14 protein-coding genes and 1 pseudogene are annotated in these 13,038 nt (G+C 74.4%); 7 read left to right on the top strand and 8 right to left on the bottom strand.

The features are described from left to right. Positions 1-101: 101 nt before the first annotated feature. A complete protein-coding gene (locus tag ACFRAR_RS09900; protein WP_380696735.1) occupies positions 102-959 on the bottom strand; it encodes a BTAD domain-containing putative transcriptional regulator in 858 nt (285 codons plus the stop codon). A 214-nt stretch (positions 960-1,173) separates the two neighbouring features. Next, positions 1,174-1,890, bottom strand: coding sequence for a ScbR family autoregulator-binding transcription factor (locus ACFRAR_RS09895; RefSeq protein WP_380696733.1), 717 nt, complete (start codon positions 1,888-1,890; stop codon positions 1,174-1,176). 462 nt (positions 1,891-2,352) lie between these two features. Here ACFRAR_RS09895 and ACFRAR_RS09890 point away from each other — a divergent pair, with 462 nt between their 5' ends. Together ACFRAR_RS09890 and ACFRAR_RS09885 are read left to right on the top strand one after the other, a co-directional pair. Further along, positions 2,353-3,363, top strand: a complete 1,011-nt coding sequence (locus ACFRAR_RS09890; RefSeq protein WP_380696731.1) for a ScbA/BarX family gamma-butyrolactone biosynthesis protein — start codon at positions 2,353-2,355, stop codon at positions 3,361-3,363. A gap of 379 nt (positions 3,364-3,742) precedes the next feature. Continuing rightward, complete coding sequence (locus tag ACFRAR_RS09885; RefSeq protein ID WP_380696729.1) at positions 3,743-4,282, top strand: DUF5959 family protein; 540 nt, start codon at positions 3,743-3,745, stop codon at positions 4,280-4,282. A gap of 10 nt (positions 4,283-4,292) precedes the next feature. Here the strand turns inward: ACFRAR_RS09885 and ACFRAR_RS09880 are convergent, their stop codons facing one another. Together ACFRAR_RS09880 and ACFRAR_RS09875 are read right to left on the bottom strand one after the other, a co-directional pair. Further along, positions 4,293-5,780, bottom strand: coding sequence for an MFS transporter (locus ACFRAR_RS09880; protein ID WP_380696727.1), 1,488 nt, complete (start codon positions 5,778-5,780; stop codon positions 4,293-4,295). A 26-nt stretch (positions 5,781-5,806) separates the two neighbouring features. Then, positions 5,807-6,340: a MarR family winged helix-turn-helix transcriptional regulator gene (locus ACFRAR_RS09875; RefSeq protein WP_380696725.1), complete on the bottom strand. Its 534-nt coding sequence runs from the start codon at positions 6,338-6,340 to the stop codon at positions 5,807-5,809. Between the two features lie 121 nt (positions 6,341-6,461). On the opposite strand from ACFRAR_RS09875, the gene ACFRAR_RS09870 reads away from it, so the two are divergent. Next, positions 6,462-7,139: a response regulator gene (locus ACFRAR_RS09870; protein ID WP_380696723.1), complete on the top strand. Its 678-nt coding sequence runs from the start codon at positions 6,462-6,464 to the stop codon at positions 7,137-7,139. A 34-nt stretch (positions 7,140-7,173) separates the two neighbouring features. Here ACFRAR_RS09870 and ACFRAR_RS09865 read toward each other — a convergent pair whose 3' ends face one another. Next, positions 7,174-8,352, bottom strand: coding sequence for a sensor histidine kinase (locus ACFRAR_RS09865; protein WP_380696721.1), 1,179 nt, complete (start codon positions 8,350-8,352; stop codon positions 7,174-7,176). A 415-nt stretch (positions 8,353-8,767) separates the two neighbouring features. Beyond that, a pseudogene (locus ACFRAR_RS09860) lies at positions 8,768-9,025 on the bottom strand (FtsX-like permease family protein); the annotation flags it as partial. On the opposite strand from ACFRAR_RS09860, the gene ACFRAR_RS09855 reads away from it, so the two are divergent. Next, a complete protein-coding gene (locus ACFRAR_RS09855; RefSeq protein WP_380696719.1) occupies positions 9,018-9,305 on the top strand; it encodes a hypothetical protein in 288 nt (95 codons plus the stop codon). The pseudogene ACFRAR_RS09860 and the gene ACFRAR_RS09855 overlap by 8 nt on opposite strands. Here the strand turns inward: ACFRAR_RS09855 and ACFRAR_RS09850 are convergent. Together ACFRAR_RS09850 and ACFRAR_RS09845 are read right to left on the bottom strand one after the other, a co-directional pair. After that, positions 9,286-10,050, bottom strand: coding sequence for an ABC transporter ATP-binding protein (locus ACFRAR_RS09850; protein WP_380696805.1), 765 nt, complete (start codon positions 10,048-10,050; stop codon positions 9,286-9,288). The genes ACFRAR_RS09855 and ACFRAR_RS09850 overlap by 20 nt on opposite strands. A gap of 297 nt (positions 10,051-10,347) precedes the next feature. Next, positions 10,348-10,614, bottom strand: coding sequence for a hypothetical protein (locus tag ACFRAR_RS09845; protein WP_380696717.1), 267 nt, complete (start codon positions 10,612-10,614; stop codon positions 10,348-10,350). A 115-nt stretch (positions 10,615-10,729) separates the two neighbouring features. Between ACFRAR_RS09845 and ACFRAR_RS09840 the strand changes: the two genes are divergently transcribed. The 3 genes from ACFRAR_RS09840 (at position 10,730) to ACFRAR_RS09830 (ending at position 12,997) form a co-directional block, all read left to right on the top strand. Beyond that, complete coding sequence (locus ACFRAR_RS09840; RefSeq protein WP_380696715.1) at positions 10,730-11,209, top strand: hypothetical protein; 480 nt, start codon at positions 10,730-10,732, stop codon at positions 11,207-11,209. Next, positions 11,206-12,114: a ketopantoate reductase family protein gene (locus tag ACFRAR_RS09835; protein WP_380696713.1), complete on the top strand. Its 909-nt coding sequence runs from the start codon at positions 11,206-11,208 to the stop codon at positions 12,112-12,114. Before ACFRAR_RS09840 ends, ACFRAR_RS09835 begins: the two co-directional genes overlap by 4 nt. A gap of 187 nt (positions 12,115-12,301) precedes the next feature. Beyond that, complete coding sequence (locus tag ACFRAR_RS09830; RefSeq protein ID WP_380696711.1) at positions 12,302-12,997, top strand: transcriptional regulator; 696 nt, start codon at positions 12,302-12,304, stop codon at positions 12,995-12,997. Positions 12,998-13,038: the final 41 nt, after the last annotated feature.

The raw sequence follows: 13,038 nt of genomic DNA, 5'->3' as shown, positions 1-13,038 counted from the left end.
GCGGCGCCGCCGAGCGGCCACCGGGGTCCGCCGCCGCCTCCCGGCCGCACCTCTGCGCTCACACCGCCCCGGGGTGAGCGCCCCGGGGTGAGCGCCCCGGCTCAGCCGACCCTGGTGAGGCGGGCGGCGGCGCGGGCGGCGGGACCGTCGGTGAGCGTGCCCGGCTGGTCCTGCTCCGGCCGTTCGGGGGCGGCCAGCAGGATGGAGCGCTGGAGCCGCCGCAGCGCGGCCGACGGCTCCATGCCCAACTCCCGTACCAGGGTGTTGCGCAGGCGCTGGTACGCCTCCAGTGCCTCGCCCCGGCGACCGGACCGGTGCAGGGCGATCATGTACTGGCCGTGCAGGCTCTCGTGGGTGCGGTAGCGGTCGACCAGGACGGTGAGTTCGGCGAGCAGCACCCGGTGCCGGCCGAGCCGCAGGTCGGCCTCGATCCGCTGGTCCAGCGCACAGAGCCTGGTCTCCTCCAATCGCCTGGCCTCCAGGGCGAGTTGGCCGCCGACTGGGACGTCCGCGAAGGCCTGGCCGCGCCACAGCGCAAGCGCCTCGCCCAACTGGCGGGCGGCGAGCGGGAAGTCACCGGCGTCCATGGCCCGGTAGCCCTGCCCCGCGAGCCGGTCGAACTCCTGGAGGTCGACCAGTCCACCACCACTGTTCAACATGTAGCCGCCGGCCGAGGTGACCAGGACGTCCTTCGCGCAGGAGGCTCCCGGGCCGCCGCCCCCCTGGGCGAGCGCCCGGTCGATGAGGTCACGCAGTTGCAGCACATAGGTCTGTACGGTGGTACGGGCGCTGCGCGGCGGACGGCCGGACCACAGCTCCTCGGCGAGCACGCCCGCCGGTACGACCTGGTCGGCACGTAAGGCCAGCAGGGCGAGCACCTGTCGCGGTTTCGGCGCCGACGGCACCACTGACACCCCGCACAGTCGGACCCCCAAGGCCCCCAGCATCCGGATCTCCACGAGAACCACCCCACATCCAGACGGATCGACGGCCCCGACGGCCGCCGGCCGGGCGGGTGCTCCGCTGCTCACCGTCCGCGCAGGTCCGCTGGAAGGTCGGTCGAGCACCCGACCCCTATCCAAAAACAGGACAGACGGTTTGTCAATACAAAACCGAACGCGCTGTTTGTTTTTGCGCGGAGCAATCCGGAAGGGAACGGCACGACCGCCCGACTCAGGACGAGGCGACCTCATCCGCGCCGACCCCGCCCACCTCGCTCCCGCCCTCGTCAGCCCGGTCCGCGCGCGCCCTCCGGGCCGCCGCCAGCTCGGCGACCACCCGGCCGCCCCGGTCGACTCCCAGGTCGAGCGTGGCCAGCACCCCCGGCACCGCGATGCTCGGCATCAGGTGCTGATACAGCACGGCCACCCGGCGCTCCAGATCCGCCCGGCCGGACATCTTCTGGGACTGGATCTGCACGCCCGTCCAGGCCCCGGTGACCAGCCACGCCGTCTCGGCGGGCACCACCTGGGGCAGCAGTTCACCGCGGCGGCCGGCCATCTCCAGCACGCTCTCGGACCGCTGGATCCAGCCGGGCGCCGCACCGCCGCTGAAGTCGCCGAACACGTCCTGGCCGAGCGAGAGCCGCGCACCGGCACTCAACACCGGGTCCCGCGGCATGAGATGGGCGACCACCATGCCGAGGTCCACGAACTCCTGCAGCCTGCAGTGCCGTTCGGGGATCTCATCCCTCCCGAACTGCTCCTCCACGATTCCCTGGGCGAGCTCCCGCTTGGACGCGAAGTGGAAGTACACCGCGCCGCGGGTCACCCCGGCCCGGGCCACGACCTCGCCGATCGTCGCCCCCTCGTACCCGTACTCGTCGAAGACCGACGCCGCCGCCTCCAGAATCAGCCGACGCGTTCGGATCGCCCGCTCCTGCCTCGCCACCGCAACCACCCCACCCGAAACGCCCCGGCAAACAAAACCAAACACCCCGTATCTTACCCGCCACCCCCCGCCTCGATCCTGGGTCGGAGGTCACATAGCGTCGTTCTCAAGCGGACTAAAACCGCATGGACGGTATGGAAAGCCCGGGTGGCCACCACCCTTCCTCCGACCCGCGCAACCGGAGCTACCGTTCTCACTTTCGGTCGATACGCCAACGAAGCACCCTTCAATAGCAATGAACCTGCCAAATCAGCCCGTCAGCGTTCCCCCAGCTCAAGAAGGTTTGAGACCTGAACGCGATCCCCGGGTGGCGGCCGGCGCTCACCCGGAACGGCCATCCGGCCGCCTTCAGCCGACGACGAACCTTTGTTCTGGCTCCTTGAAAACCAAACCGGTAGGTACGTATCTTACGAGCCCTGAGCAGCCCATCCCGCCCATCACGGCCCTTTCGGAGCGCTCCCCATGACTCTGCTTGCCTTCCGCACGCCTGCCTCCGCCCCCGCCATCGACGCGGACTCCGGGACACTTGCCGGGGCAGCCCCCGGCCCGGCCCCGATCGCAGCCCCGGCACCCCGCCTGACCAGCACCGTTGCCAAGGAGTACGTCCACCGGGCCTGCCACGCCGAGGTCTTCCTCACCGGCAGCGAGCAGCTGAACGACACCACCTTCGCCGTCACCGCGCAGTGGCCGCGGGCGCACACCTTCTTCAGCACACCCGACGGCACCGGGCACGACCCGCTCCAGGCTGCTGAAACGATCCGCCAAGCCGGGATCTACCTCGCCCACACCCGCTTCGGCATACCGCTCGACCACAAGTTCATGATGTGGAACCTGGACTACACCACCCTCCCCAACCAGCTGCTGATCGGCGCGGCGCCGACCGACCTCACACTGGAGGTCCAGCTCCTCGCCCAGCCGCGCCGCATCCGCACCACGGTCGACTTCACGCTCGAAACCGTCGTCCGCCGGGGCCCGCACCTGGCCGCCACCGGATGCGCCCGCTTCACCACCATCCCGGACTCCACCTACCAGCGGCTGCGCCGGGGACGCCACGATGCCGGGCTCCCGTCGGCGTCCGCCGTGACCTCCGAGCCGCTCCCGCCGGCCCGGGTCGGCCGGCTCCGCCCGTGCGACGTCGTGCTGACCCCGGCGGACGCCCCCGGCAGCTGGCACCTCACCCCCGACTTCTGGCACCCGATCCTCTTCGACCACGCCAACGACCACATCCCCGGCATGGTGCTGCTGGAAGCGGCCCGGCAGGCGGCCAACGCGCTGAGCAGCCCGGTCACCGTCACGCCGACCGCCGCGGCCACCACCTTCCACCAGTACGCCGAGCACGACGCGCCCACCATGATCACCGCCCGGCAGACACCCGGCGAGGACCAGGACGCCCTCACCACCACCGTGACCGGCCACCAGCACGGCCAGCCGATCTTCACCACCGTGCTCACCGGCCACCCGGACCACCGCTGACGCGACAAGGCCACCGCACCGAGCGGGCAGCCGGTGCGGCCCGAGCGGCCCACGCGCCCCGAAGCGCCGGCCCTCGCCCGCCGCCGTGCCCGAACGGCCCGCCCCGACCCTCCCGGTCCGGCGGGCCGTTCCCGTGCGGGCGCGCCGGACCCGTGCGTGCGGTCCGTTCCCGTAAGGGCGGGCCGGTCCCGTGCAGGCGGGAGGTCAGCGTGCGGGCGGGAGGTCCCTGTGCCGACGGCGTACCACCGGGAAGACGCCCGACTCGGACCGGTTCCCACCGAACCCGCCACGGCCGGAACGCACCGACCCCGGGCTGGCACCGAGGCGAACACCTGCGCGAGGATGTCAGCCCTGGACCCGCCGCCCACAGGAGCGCGCCGTGAGCGAAGTCTCTTCGCAGAAGAACGAGTTGATCAGGCTGACCGACCGCCCCGGCACCGACGACACCCACGGCTGCGACGGACGGACAGGCGGCCGCAGCGTCCGGGTGCGGGTGCTCGGACGGCACGCGCCGGGCTCCCCGCTCGGACACGACTGGCTGGACTGCGAGATCACCGTCACCGCCGACTCGGTGCGCGGGCACTTCGTCACGCTGGTGACCGAACGGCATCTCGGCCACTGGGAAAGAGCCTTGGAGCGACTCGAGCGCGGATCCGCGGTCCGGTGGCTGGACGAGGAACACGGACCGGAGCTGCGGATCGAACCCGGTCGGCCGGGCGGCCTCTGGGTGACCGTCTCCGACACGGAGGAGTCGGGCGTCATGCTCCGGGTCGCCCTCTCCCCCGCGCCGGGTTGGCTGGACCAGCAGCGCGCGATGCTCAAGGGGGTCCGGGACGCCTATCCGACCGAGGTGGCCGAACTCTCCCCGGGCCTGCGACCCTGGCGCGGCGAGCCCACCGGGAACTCCCGGGACAGCTGAACGACCGTCATCACCCCTGCTGCGGTGGTGTTCCCAGCCGGCTGAGTGAGCGGTCGGGAAGCGTGAGGAGGAAGAGCAGGGCCGCGCCGCCGAGCATGAACAGCGCGAGGTGGTGCAGACCGCCCGTGGTGGCTCCGTGCGGGAAGAAGGCGGCGGTCGCGGCCGAAGCCGCCATGGCGCCGAGGTACATGAAGGTGCGCAGCAGTCCGGCCGCCGAGGCGATGGCGGCCTGGTCCGCCTGGTGGTAGAGGGCGGTCTGGGTGCCGAGCCCGATCAGTCCCTGCGAGACGCCCGCCAGGACGCCGACGGCGACCAGCAGCACACCCGGGCTGGCCGCGTGCACCAGCAGCAGGGCGGCGCAGGCGGCGACCTGGCAGCCGGACCCGACCAGCAGCTTGCCGCGCACAGCAGGGCGGCGGCCGGTCGCGCCGGCGACCGTGAGGGCGGTCAGCGAGAGCGGCAGGAGGACCAGACCGGTGGCGGTGGCCGACAGGCCGCGCCCCTCTTCCAACCACTGGGTGTAGCCGTAGAGGAAGGCGTAGATGGCGGTGCAGCCGAGGAGTTGACGCAGATAAGTGGCGATCAGCGGTCGGTTTCCGGCGAGCGCCCGAAGGTCGATGAAGGGCGTACGGGCCCGCCGCTCGCGGACCGCGAAGCCCGCCGCCGCCAGCGCGGCGAGCAGCGGCAGGTACCAGCGCGCGGGGTCGGGCTTCATCAGGAAGAGCATCAGGGCGAGCAGGAGCACCGCGAAGAGCGCGATCCCGGCGTGGTCCAGCCGGTCGGAGCGGCCGGTGCCGTCGGGGCTGCCGGTGCCGGCGGGGCTGCCGGTGGGCTCGGACCGTCCGGACCGTCCGGACCGCCCGGGTCGACCAAGTCGGCCGGGTCGGCCGTGGCGTCCCTCGGCGACGGGCAGGCGGACCGTGCCGAGCACCAGGCAGGCCAGCGACAGCGGGACGTTGACGGCGAAGACCGTCCGCCAGCCGCCCATGCCGATCAGCAGGCCACCGAGGGTGGGGCCGACCACCGCGACGGTCTGGTTGGCGACTGCCAGCACCGTCAGCACCCCGGTGGGGCTGGACTGTCCCGTCCGCTCGGCCTCGCTGCGGGTCAGGTGCATCGCGGCGGGGTACGCCGCGGAGGTGCCCAGCCCGAGCAGCACCCGCGCGGCGATCAGCAGCCCGAGCGACGGGGCCAGCGCGCCGAGCAGACCGGCGGTCCCGACCAGGGCCGTCCCGGTGAGGTAGAGCCGACGCGGACCGTAGGTGTCGACCAGCCGCCCGATCACCGGCTGGCCAACGGCGGTGGCCAGGTAGAGCGCGGTGACCAGCCAGGCGGTCTCGGCGGGCGGCGCACCGAAGGCGGCGCCCACCGGGACCAGGGCCACGGCGATCATCGAGGAGTTGATCGGGTTGAGCACCGAACCGAGCACCATCGGTGCGATCAGTCGGCGGTCGAACCCGCCGTCCGGCGCGGGCCGGTGCCGGCCCGTCCGGAACATCGCCAGTCGGACACCCGGACCCGGTCTCACTGGTTCAGCCGGTCCATCAGAGCCAACGCCTCCAGCACGGTGGCACGCTCGGCCTCGGTGTAGCGGTCGGCCATGGCCTGGGTCAGCCACCCCTGACGGGCCTGTCGGCGGTCCGCGACGTAGGCCAGTCCGGCTTCGGTGAGGCTGACCACCTGGCGGCGGCCGTCCTCCGGGTCGGGGCGGCGTCCTACCAGGCCCTGTTGTTCGAGCGCGGCGACGGTGGCGGCCATCGACTGCGGGCGGACCCGCTCGGCGGCTGCCAGCGCACTGGCCGAGGCCGGCCCGTCGTTGATCAGCCGGCTGAGTACGGCGGTCTGGGAGGGGGTCAGGTCACTGGTGCTGCCGCTGGCCTCCCGGAGCGTGCGGCGCAACCGGCTGTAGACGGCGCGCAGTTCACGAGCGGCCAGCGCGGCGGTGTCGGGAACGGCGGGGTGCACGGAATCTGCGGTGGTCGCGGTCGTCACGGCGGTTGCGGCGGTTGCGGCAGCGGTGTCACGCGCGGTGGCACGGGCGGTTCGCTTCTCGGTCACGGCTCCACGGTAATTTCATCAGTCTGAACTGTCCAGTCTGAACTGAAGATCTTCCGAGCCGCGCCCCGGGTCGTGCCCCGGTCCGTACCCCCGGTCCGCGACGGCCCCGGATAATGGCGGCATGATCGACAAGCAGCTCCGCGTCGTCCTCGCCGAGGACTCGGTGATCCTCCGGGACGGCATGGTCGAACTCCTCACCGCCCGTGGGTGCGTGGTGGCCGCCACCGCCGGGACGGCGTCCGAGCTGATCGCCGCCGTCACCGAGCACCGGCCCGACGTGGCCGTGGTGGACATCCGGATGCCGCCCAGCCACACCGACGAGGGCATCCGGGCCGCGATCGAGATCCGAGCCGCCCTGCCCGAGGTCGGCATCCTGGTGTTCTCCCAGCACGTCGAGACCGCCTGGGCGGCCCGGCTGCTGGCCGACGGCGCCGCCGGCATCGGCTATCTGCTCAAGGAACGGGTGGCCCGGACCTCGGAGTTCGTGGACGCCCTGCACCGGGTCGCCGACGGCGGCACGGCCCTCGACCCGGAGATCGTCGACGGCCTGATGCACGGCGGGCGGCGCAGCCGGGTGGGCGCCCTCACCCCGCGCGAGCGGGAGGTGCTGGAGCTGATGGCCCAGGGGCACTCCAATCGTTCGATCGCCTCGCTGCCGGTGGTGTCGGAGCGGGCGGTGGAGAAGCACGTGGCGGCGGTGTTCGCCAAGTTCGAGCTGCCCGCGAGCGACTCCGACAACCGACGGGTCAAGGCCGTGCTCACCCATCTCGCGGAGAGCGGCAGCCGAGCCGGCGGCTGAGCCCACCCCGGCGCTCCCGGTCGTCGGCCTCCCGTCAGAGCCGGCTGGGCAGTTCTGCGCCGACCAGCGTCGGTCCGCCGGGCGGGCTGTCCACCCACAGCAGCCCGTCCACCGCCGCGAGCCGTTCGGCCAGGCCCGCCAGTCCGGTGCCGGCACCGATCGCGGCGCCGCCGTGCCCGTCGTCGCGCACGGTCAGCCGGACCCTGCCGTCGGCCGCGCTCACGCTCAGCTCCGCCGACCGGGCCCCGCCGTGCTTGGCCACATTGGTCAGCAGTTCGGCCACGCAGAAGTAGACGGCCCGCTCGATCTTGTGATCCGGGCGCTCCCGCAGGTCCAGTCGGACCTCGACCGGCACCGGCGAGGTGGCGGTCAGCCCCGGCAGCGCCTCGGCCAGCCCGCCGTCCAGCGCCACCGGGTGGATGCCCCTGGTCAGCCGGCGCAGGCCGGTGATGGTGGCGTCGGTCCGCTCACGGGCCCGGCCGACCAGGGTGCGCAGCCGCCCGAGGTCAAGGCCGCCCGGGCCGGTGGACCGCGCCTCGGCAGGAGCGCCGCCCGCCGGGGCGTCGCCGACCGGGGCGTGGCCGACCGGGGGCCCGGCCGCCAGCACGTCGTCGGCCAGTGACAGGGTGATGGCGAGCGCGACCAGCTGCGCCTGGGTGCCGTCGTGCAGATCGCGTTCCAGGCGCCGCAGCCGGTCGGTGCTCTCGGCCGGCAGGGTGGCCCGGGCGTGCTCCAGCTGGCGCACCCGCTCCTGGGAACGCGCTGGTCCGAGCAGCGCGCGGGCCAGCGTACGGTTCGTCCCGCTGAGTATCCGCAGTGCCGCGGGCACCACGGCCAGTACCGCGAGGCCGGCCGGGACCGAGACCAGGTCCAGCAGGCCGATCGACCTCGGACCCGGCTCCATCATCCGTGCCCAGAGCGGGAAGCCCACCAGCCAGACGCTGCCGAGCGGCAGGGCGACCACCGCCAGGAAGCCGAACACGCCCAGCGGCAGCCGCAGGAGGAGGTAGAGCAGCGTCCGCCAGGCCACCGGGTCGGTCAGCGCCACCCGACCCCGGGCGAACACCCCGGACGGGCGCGGCAGCGGCGGCGGAGCGGGCACCGTCTCCCCGAGCAGTCGCCCGACCAGCCACCGGTGCGGACCGCCGAGCCCGCGCGCCCCGAGCAACGCGGCCACCACGAAGGGCAGGCCCAGCACGGTGAGCGAGAGCAACACCCCCGCGTAGAGGACCGCGACGGCGTAGACCAGACAACCGAGCCGCGTAGCCGCGCAGGTTGGCCTCCGCCAGCCAGCCCGCCCGCGGGGCGACTGCCCGTGCCGGGGCACCGAGCACCGCTGCCAGGGCCCGCGCCGCCACCGGCCCCAGCAGGCCGACCGCGACCAGCAGCACCAGCGAACCCAGCAGCGACGCCTGCCCCGCCTTGTCCAACTCCCCGGCCGGCCGGCTCGCCGCCAGCCGGAGCAGCAGCCCACCGCACGCGAGCACCGCCGCCCCGGCGAGCAGCCGGGGCACGCCCGTCCGCCGTGGCCCGCCCGCGCCCTCGGTCAGCGCGAGCGCCGGGGCCGGCCGGGTGATCCGGTGGGCCGCGACGGCGGTGGCCGCCAGGCCGACCAGCAGCGCCACCAAGAGCGCGACCAGCGCCGGCACCGGCGCGCCGGGTATGTGCAGCCCGGGTGCGGCCATCCCGCGTCGCTGGAGCGCGGCGAGGAAGGCACGGGCGGCGAGCAGGCCCACCAGTGCGCCGGGCGTGGCCACCAGCAGGGTGGTCGCCACCACCTGCGCGCGCACCACCCGCCGCACCTGACGGGGCGTCGCGGCGACCGTGCGCAGCAGCGCCAGGTCGCGGTGCTGCTGGCGCAGGGTGAAGCCGAGCGCGTTGACCACGACGAACAGCGCGACCAGGACGGCGATCTCGCCGAACGCCCCGGCGATCGGCAGCAGGCCCGGCCCGGACACCGCCGCCCGCGCCACCGCCGCCGGCGCCGTGACCTGCGCGGCGACCAGCGACCCGAACAGCGTCACGGCCGCCACGGCCAGGAACAGTGCCGTCCCCAGTCCGGCGAAGGCGGCCGGGCGACGGCGGATCTGCCCCGCCGAGAGGGCCGGCACGGGACCGCTCAGCCCACTCACCCCTCTCATCACGCTCACCCGCCCAACCGGCTGAGCCGCTCGCCGACCTGCGCGGCCGTCGGAGCCGTCAGCTCGTCCACCAGCAGGCCGTCCGCCAGCAGCAGCACCCGGTCCGCGTACCCGGCGGCGGCCGGGTCGTGGGTGACCATCACGCAGGTCTGCCCGTCGGCGTCGACGCCCGCGCGCAGCAGGCCGAGGATCTCCTGCCCGGTGGCCCGGTCCAGCGCGCCGGTCGGCTCGTCGGCGAACAGCACCTCCGGCCGGGAGACCAGCGCACGGGCTATCGCCACCCGCTGCTGCTGGCCGCCCGACAACTGCCCGGGCCGGTGCCGCTCCCGCCCGTCCAGCCCCACCCGGGCCAGCGCCTCCCGCACCCTGGCCCGCTCCGGGGGCCGCCCGGCCAGCCGCCCGGGCAGCTCGACGTTCTGCGCGACCGTCATCGCGGGCATCAGGTTGAAGGCCTGGAACACGAAGCCCACCCGGGTGCGGCGCAGCTCCGCCAGTCGCCGCTCGGGCAGCCCCGACACCTCCGTGTCGCCCCACCGCACGGTGCCCCTGGTCGGACGGTCCATCCCGGCCAGGCAGTGCAGCAGGGTGGTCTTGCCGGAACCCGACGGGCCCATCACCGCCGTGAACGTCCCCGGGGCGAAGCCCACCGAGACCCCGCGCAGCGCCCGTACGGCCGCCGCACCGCGCCCGTACCCCCGGTGCAGCCCGGCCGCGCTCAGGGCCGCGCCCGTCACCCCGTCGTGCGCCGCCGTGGCGGCGGCTGTCGTCATCCCGTTCATGCCCTCCATCGTGGGCGTCCGGGGCCGGGAGATCGATTGTGCTGGCACCCGAATCCGGGGTTCGGAAAACCGAACCCCGCAGGTGGTGCTACGTCTCCTCGGGCCGGCCGTGGAGCCACCGGTCCCGCACCGCTCGCGTCCATGGTCGGGTTCGCACTCCGGTCCACCCGGTGGCCCGAGCACGCGGTCGCGACCGGCCCCGGTCAGCGGGGCACCAAGGTGGCCCGGCACCTCGCCGCGCACCCTCGGTCCGGGTGATCGGCGTGGCGCGGCCCGACGGCCTCCTCCTCAGGGTGTTGCGCGGCCGCCCAGCGCTTCGAGGAGCGCGGCGCGCAGCAGCGGCGTCGTGCCGTCGGGCCGTGGCCGGTCGGGGTCGGCACCCCACCGCACCAGGATCCCGGCGACCTCGTGGTCGAAGCCGGCCACGGCCGTCCACAGCAGGGGCAGCCCCTCCGGGCCGACGGCGTCCGGGTCCGCGCCCGCACCGAGCGCCGCCCACACCTCGTCGGCGTCCCGTGCCCGTACCGCCGCGACCAGTCGCTCGTCCGCCCTCATCCGGTCCCTCCCCCTCGGTGCACAGCGGCACCCTGGCCTCGCCGCCACCGGGAGCATCCACCCCTTTCTCCGCCCCGCCTCCCCGTCCGGCCTCCCGACGCGGAATCATGACCCGGTGACCATCGACCTGCTGCCCGGCCACGGCGTCCGGCTGCCCGCCCCGCTGCCCGAGCTCCGCTTCGGCCTCACCGAGGCGGAGGTACGCGGGCTGCTGGCCCCGCACGGCGAGTCGCTGCCCGACGGGGTGCGGAGCACCTTCGTCTGCGGCTGCTCCTGGGCGCTCTCCTTCCTCCTGCCCGGGCTGAACATCACTCTCTGCGCGGACGAGCACGACCGCCTCCGGGCCGTGACGGTCGGCCGGAATCCGGGCGACGACCGGCCCGCCCGTCCGGTCGGCTACCACGGGATCGACGTGCTGGGCCGGCCCGCGCACGAGCTGGTCGAGGCGCTGCGCGCCGAGGGCCTGACGGTGGCCGACCCGGTGCGCGGCACCCTCCGCCATGGCGGCCTCCACCTCCGCCGCGAGTCCGGCGGCCCGGGCGCCGCCCCTCCGCTTCCACCCCTCAACTCGATCCACCCAAGGGAGTCACCATGACCACCACCCCCCTGACCATCGCCGTGCTCGGCCCGGGCGGCGTCGGCGGACTGATCGGCGGGCTGCTCGCCCGCGACGGCCACCGGGTCGTCTGCCTGGCCGGCGAGGAGACCGCGGCCGCCATCGCGCGGGACGGACTGCACGTCCGCAGCGCCCAGTTCGGCGAGTTCACCGCTCGGGTGGAGGCGGCCGGCGAGCTGCGCGAGCCCGTCGACGCGGCCTTCGTGGCGGTCAAGGAGACGGCACTGACCACCGCCCTCGACCGGATGCCCGCGGCGGCGCTCGGCACCGGGATCGTGGTGCCGCTGCTCAACGGGCTGGACCACATGGCGGTGTTGCGCGAGCACTACCCGGCCGGGCTGGTGACGGCGGGCACGATCCGGGTCGAGGCCACCCGGACGGCGCCCGGACGCATCGAGCACACCAGCCCGTTCGCCGCCGTCGAACTCGGCGCGACCGCCGAACACGCCGCTGCCGTCGGCCGGTTCGCCGATCGGCTGCGGCACACCGGTCTGGACGTCACACTGCGCGAGGACGAGACGGCGATGCTGTGGAGCAAGCTCTCCTTCCTCGCCCCGTTCGCCCTGCTCACCACCCGGCACGCGAGCGAGATCGGCACCGTGCGCACCGAGCACCGGGTCGAACTCCTCGCCGTCCTGGACGAGATCGGCGCCGTCAGCCGGGCGGTCGGCGCGCCGGCGGACACGCGGAGCCTGCTGGCCTCCTTCGACCGCATCCCCGGCACGATGAAGTCCTCGATGCAGCGGGACGTGGAGGCGGGCCGGCCGACCGAGCTGGACGCCATCGGCGGTGCCGTGCTGCGGGCGGCCGATGCCCACGGGGTGGCCGCCCCGACCATCGCCCGCCTGGTGCGCGACCTGGCCGAATCCGCCAACCGGACGTGAGTGGAGGGGTGTTCACCCCGTGGGAGGCCGCCCATGGGGTGAACACCCGCCCGGACAAGCGCCCTGAACCGCCGAACAGGCGTCCCGAACCGCCGGACGGGAGCCGGCGGGAGCCGCGCCGAGCACACCGGCTCCACCCCCCGCCCCCGGCCTGTCGCCACCACACCGGCACCGCCGGACGGTAGGAATGGGCACCGGACCGACCCGCACCCCGGAGGCACCGGTGAACCACCCGATCCTCGACCAGATCCAGGACCTGAGCGCCGAGCTGGCGCCCGGCGACACCGCCCCCGCTCTGGTCACCGCGCTCGCCGACGGCATCGCGCCCCGCTCGGCACTGGCCGAACTCGCCGCCCAGCAGCACCGGATCATCCGCTCCGACCGCCGCAGCCTGCTGGTGCTCGCCAGCCGCCGTGCGGACCGGCCGGTCGGCGCCTGGTTCGCCACCCTGGCCGAGGGCGAGAGCTCCGCCCTGCGCACCCTGCCCGCGCTCGGCGCCGTCGTCGGCCTCGACCGGACCGCACTGGAGACCCGTCCGCCGCTGCCCGGCTGCCAGGCCTACCCCCACTGTCTCGCCTGGTTCGCCCTGAACGGCGGGCCCGAGGCGGTGGCCGCCGCCCTCGTCGCGAACTTCGCTGCCTGGGGCGGTTACTGCGCCACCATCGCGCAGGCCCTGCGCCACCACTACGGCTTCTCCGACGAGGCCTGCGCGTTCTTCGACTTCTTCGCCCAGCCGGCGCCCGAGCTGGAGCAGCAGGCCGCCGACGCGCTGGGCCCGGACCGGCTGGACGAGCCGACGCTGGCCACCGCACGCGAGTACGGACTGCTGCTCCAGGCCTACGAGCACCTCTTCTGGGACACCCTGGGCGTCATCGACGTCTGAGGCCGGGGGCGGCCCCGGTCCCAGGCGCACCCGGCTCGGGC

The organism is Kitasatospora sp. NPDC056651 (assembly GCF_042792155.1).
Classification (GTDB): Bacteria; Actinomycetota; Actinomycetes; order Streptomycetales; family Streptomycetaceae; genus Kitasatospora.
This window is presented reverse-complemented; position numbering and strand designations above follow the sequence as displayed.

Coding starts and splice junctions, on each gene's coding strand:
- ACFRAR_RS09835 (WP_380696713.1), top strand. CDS start 11,206: ATGACCACCACCCCCCTGACCATCGCCGTGCTCGGCCCGGGCGGCGTC.
- ACFRAR_RS09850 (WP_380696805.1), bottom strand. CDS start 10,050: ATGACGACAGCCGCCGCCACGGCGGCGCACGACGGGGTGACGGGCGCG.
- ACFRAR_RS09880 (WP_380696727.1), bottom strand. CDS start 5,780: ATGTTCCGGACGGGCCGGCACCGGCCCGCGCCGGACGGCGGGTTCGAC.
- ACFRAR_RS09890 (WP_380696731.1), top strand. CDS start 2,353: ATGACTCTGCTTGCCTTCCGCACGCCTGCCTCCGCCCCCGCCATCGAC.
- ACFRAR_RS09870 (WP_380696723.1), top strand. CDS start 6,462: ATGATCGACAAGCAGCTCCGCGTCGTCCTCGCCGAGGACTCGGTGATC.
- ACFRAR_RS09845 (WP_380696717.1), bottom strand. CDS start 10,614: ATGAGGGCGGACGAGCGACTGGTCGCGGCGGTACGGGCACGGGACGCC.
- ACFRAR_RS09830 (WP_380696711.1), top strand. CDS start 12,302: ATGGGCACCGGACCGACCCGCACCCCGGAGGCACCGGTGAACCACCCG.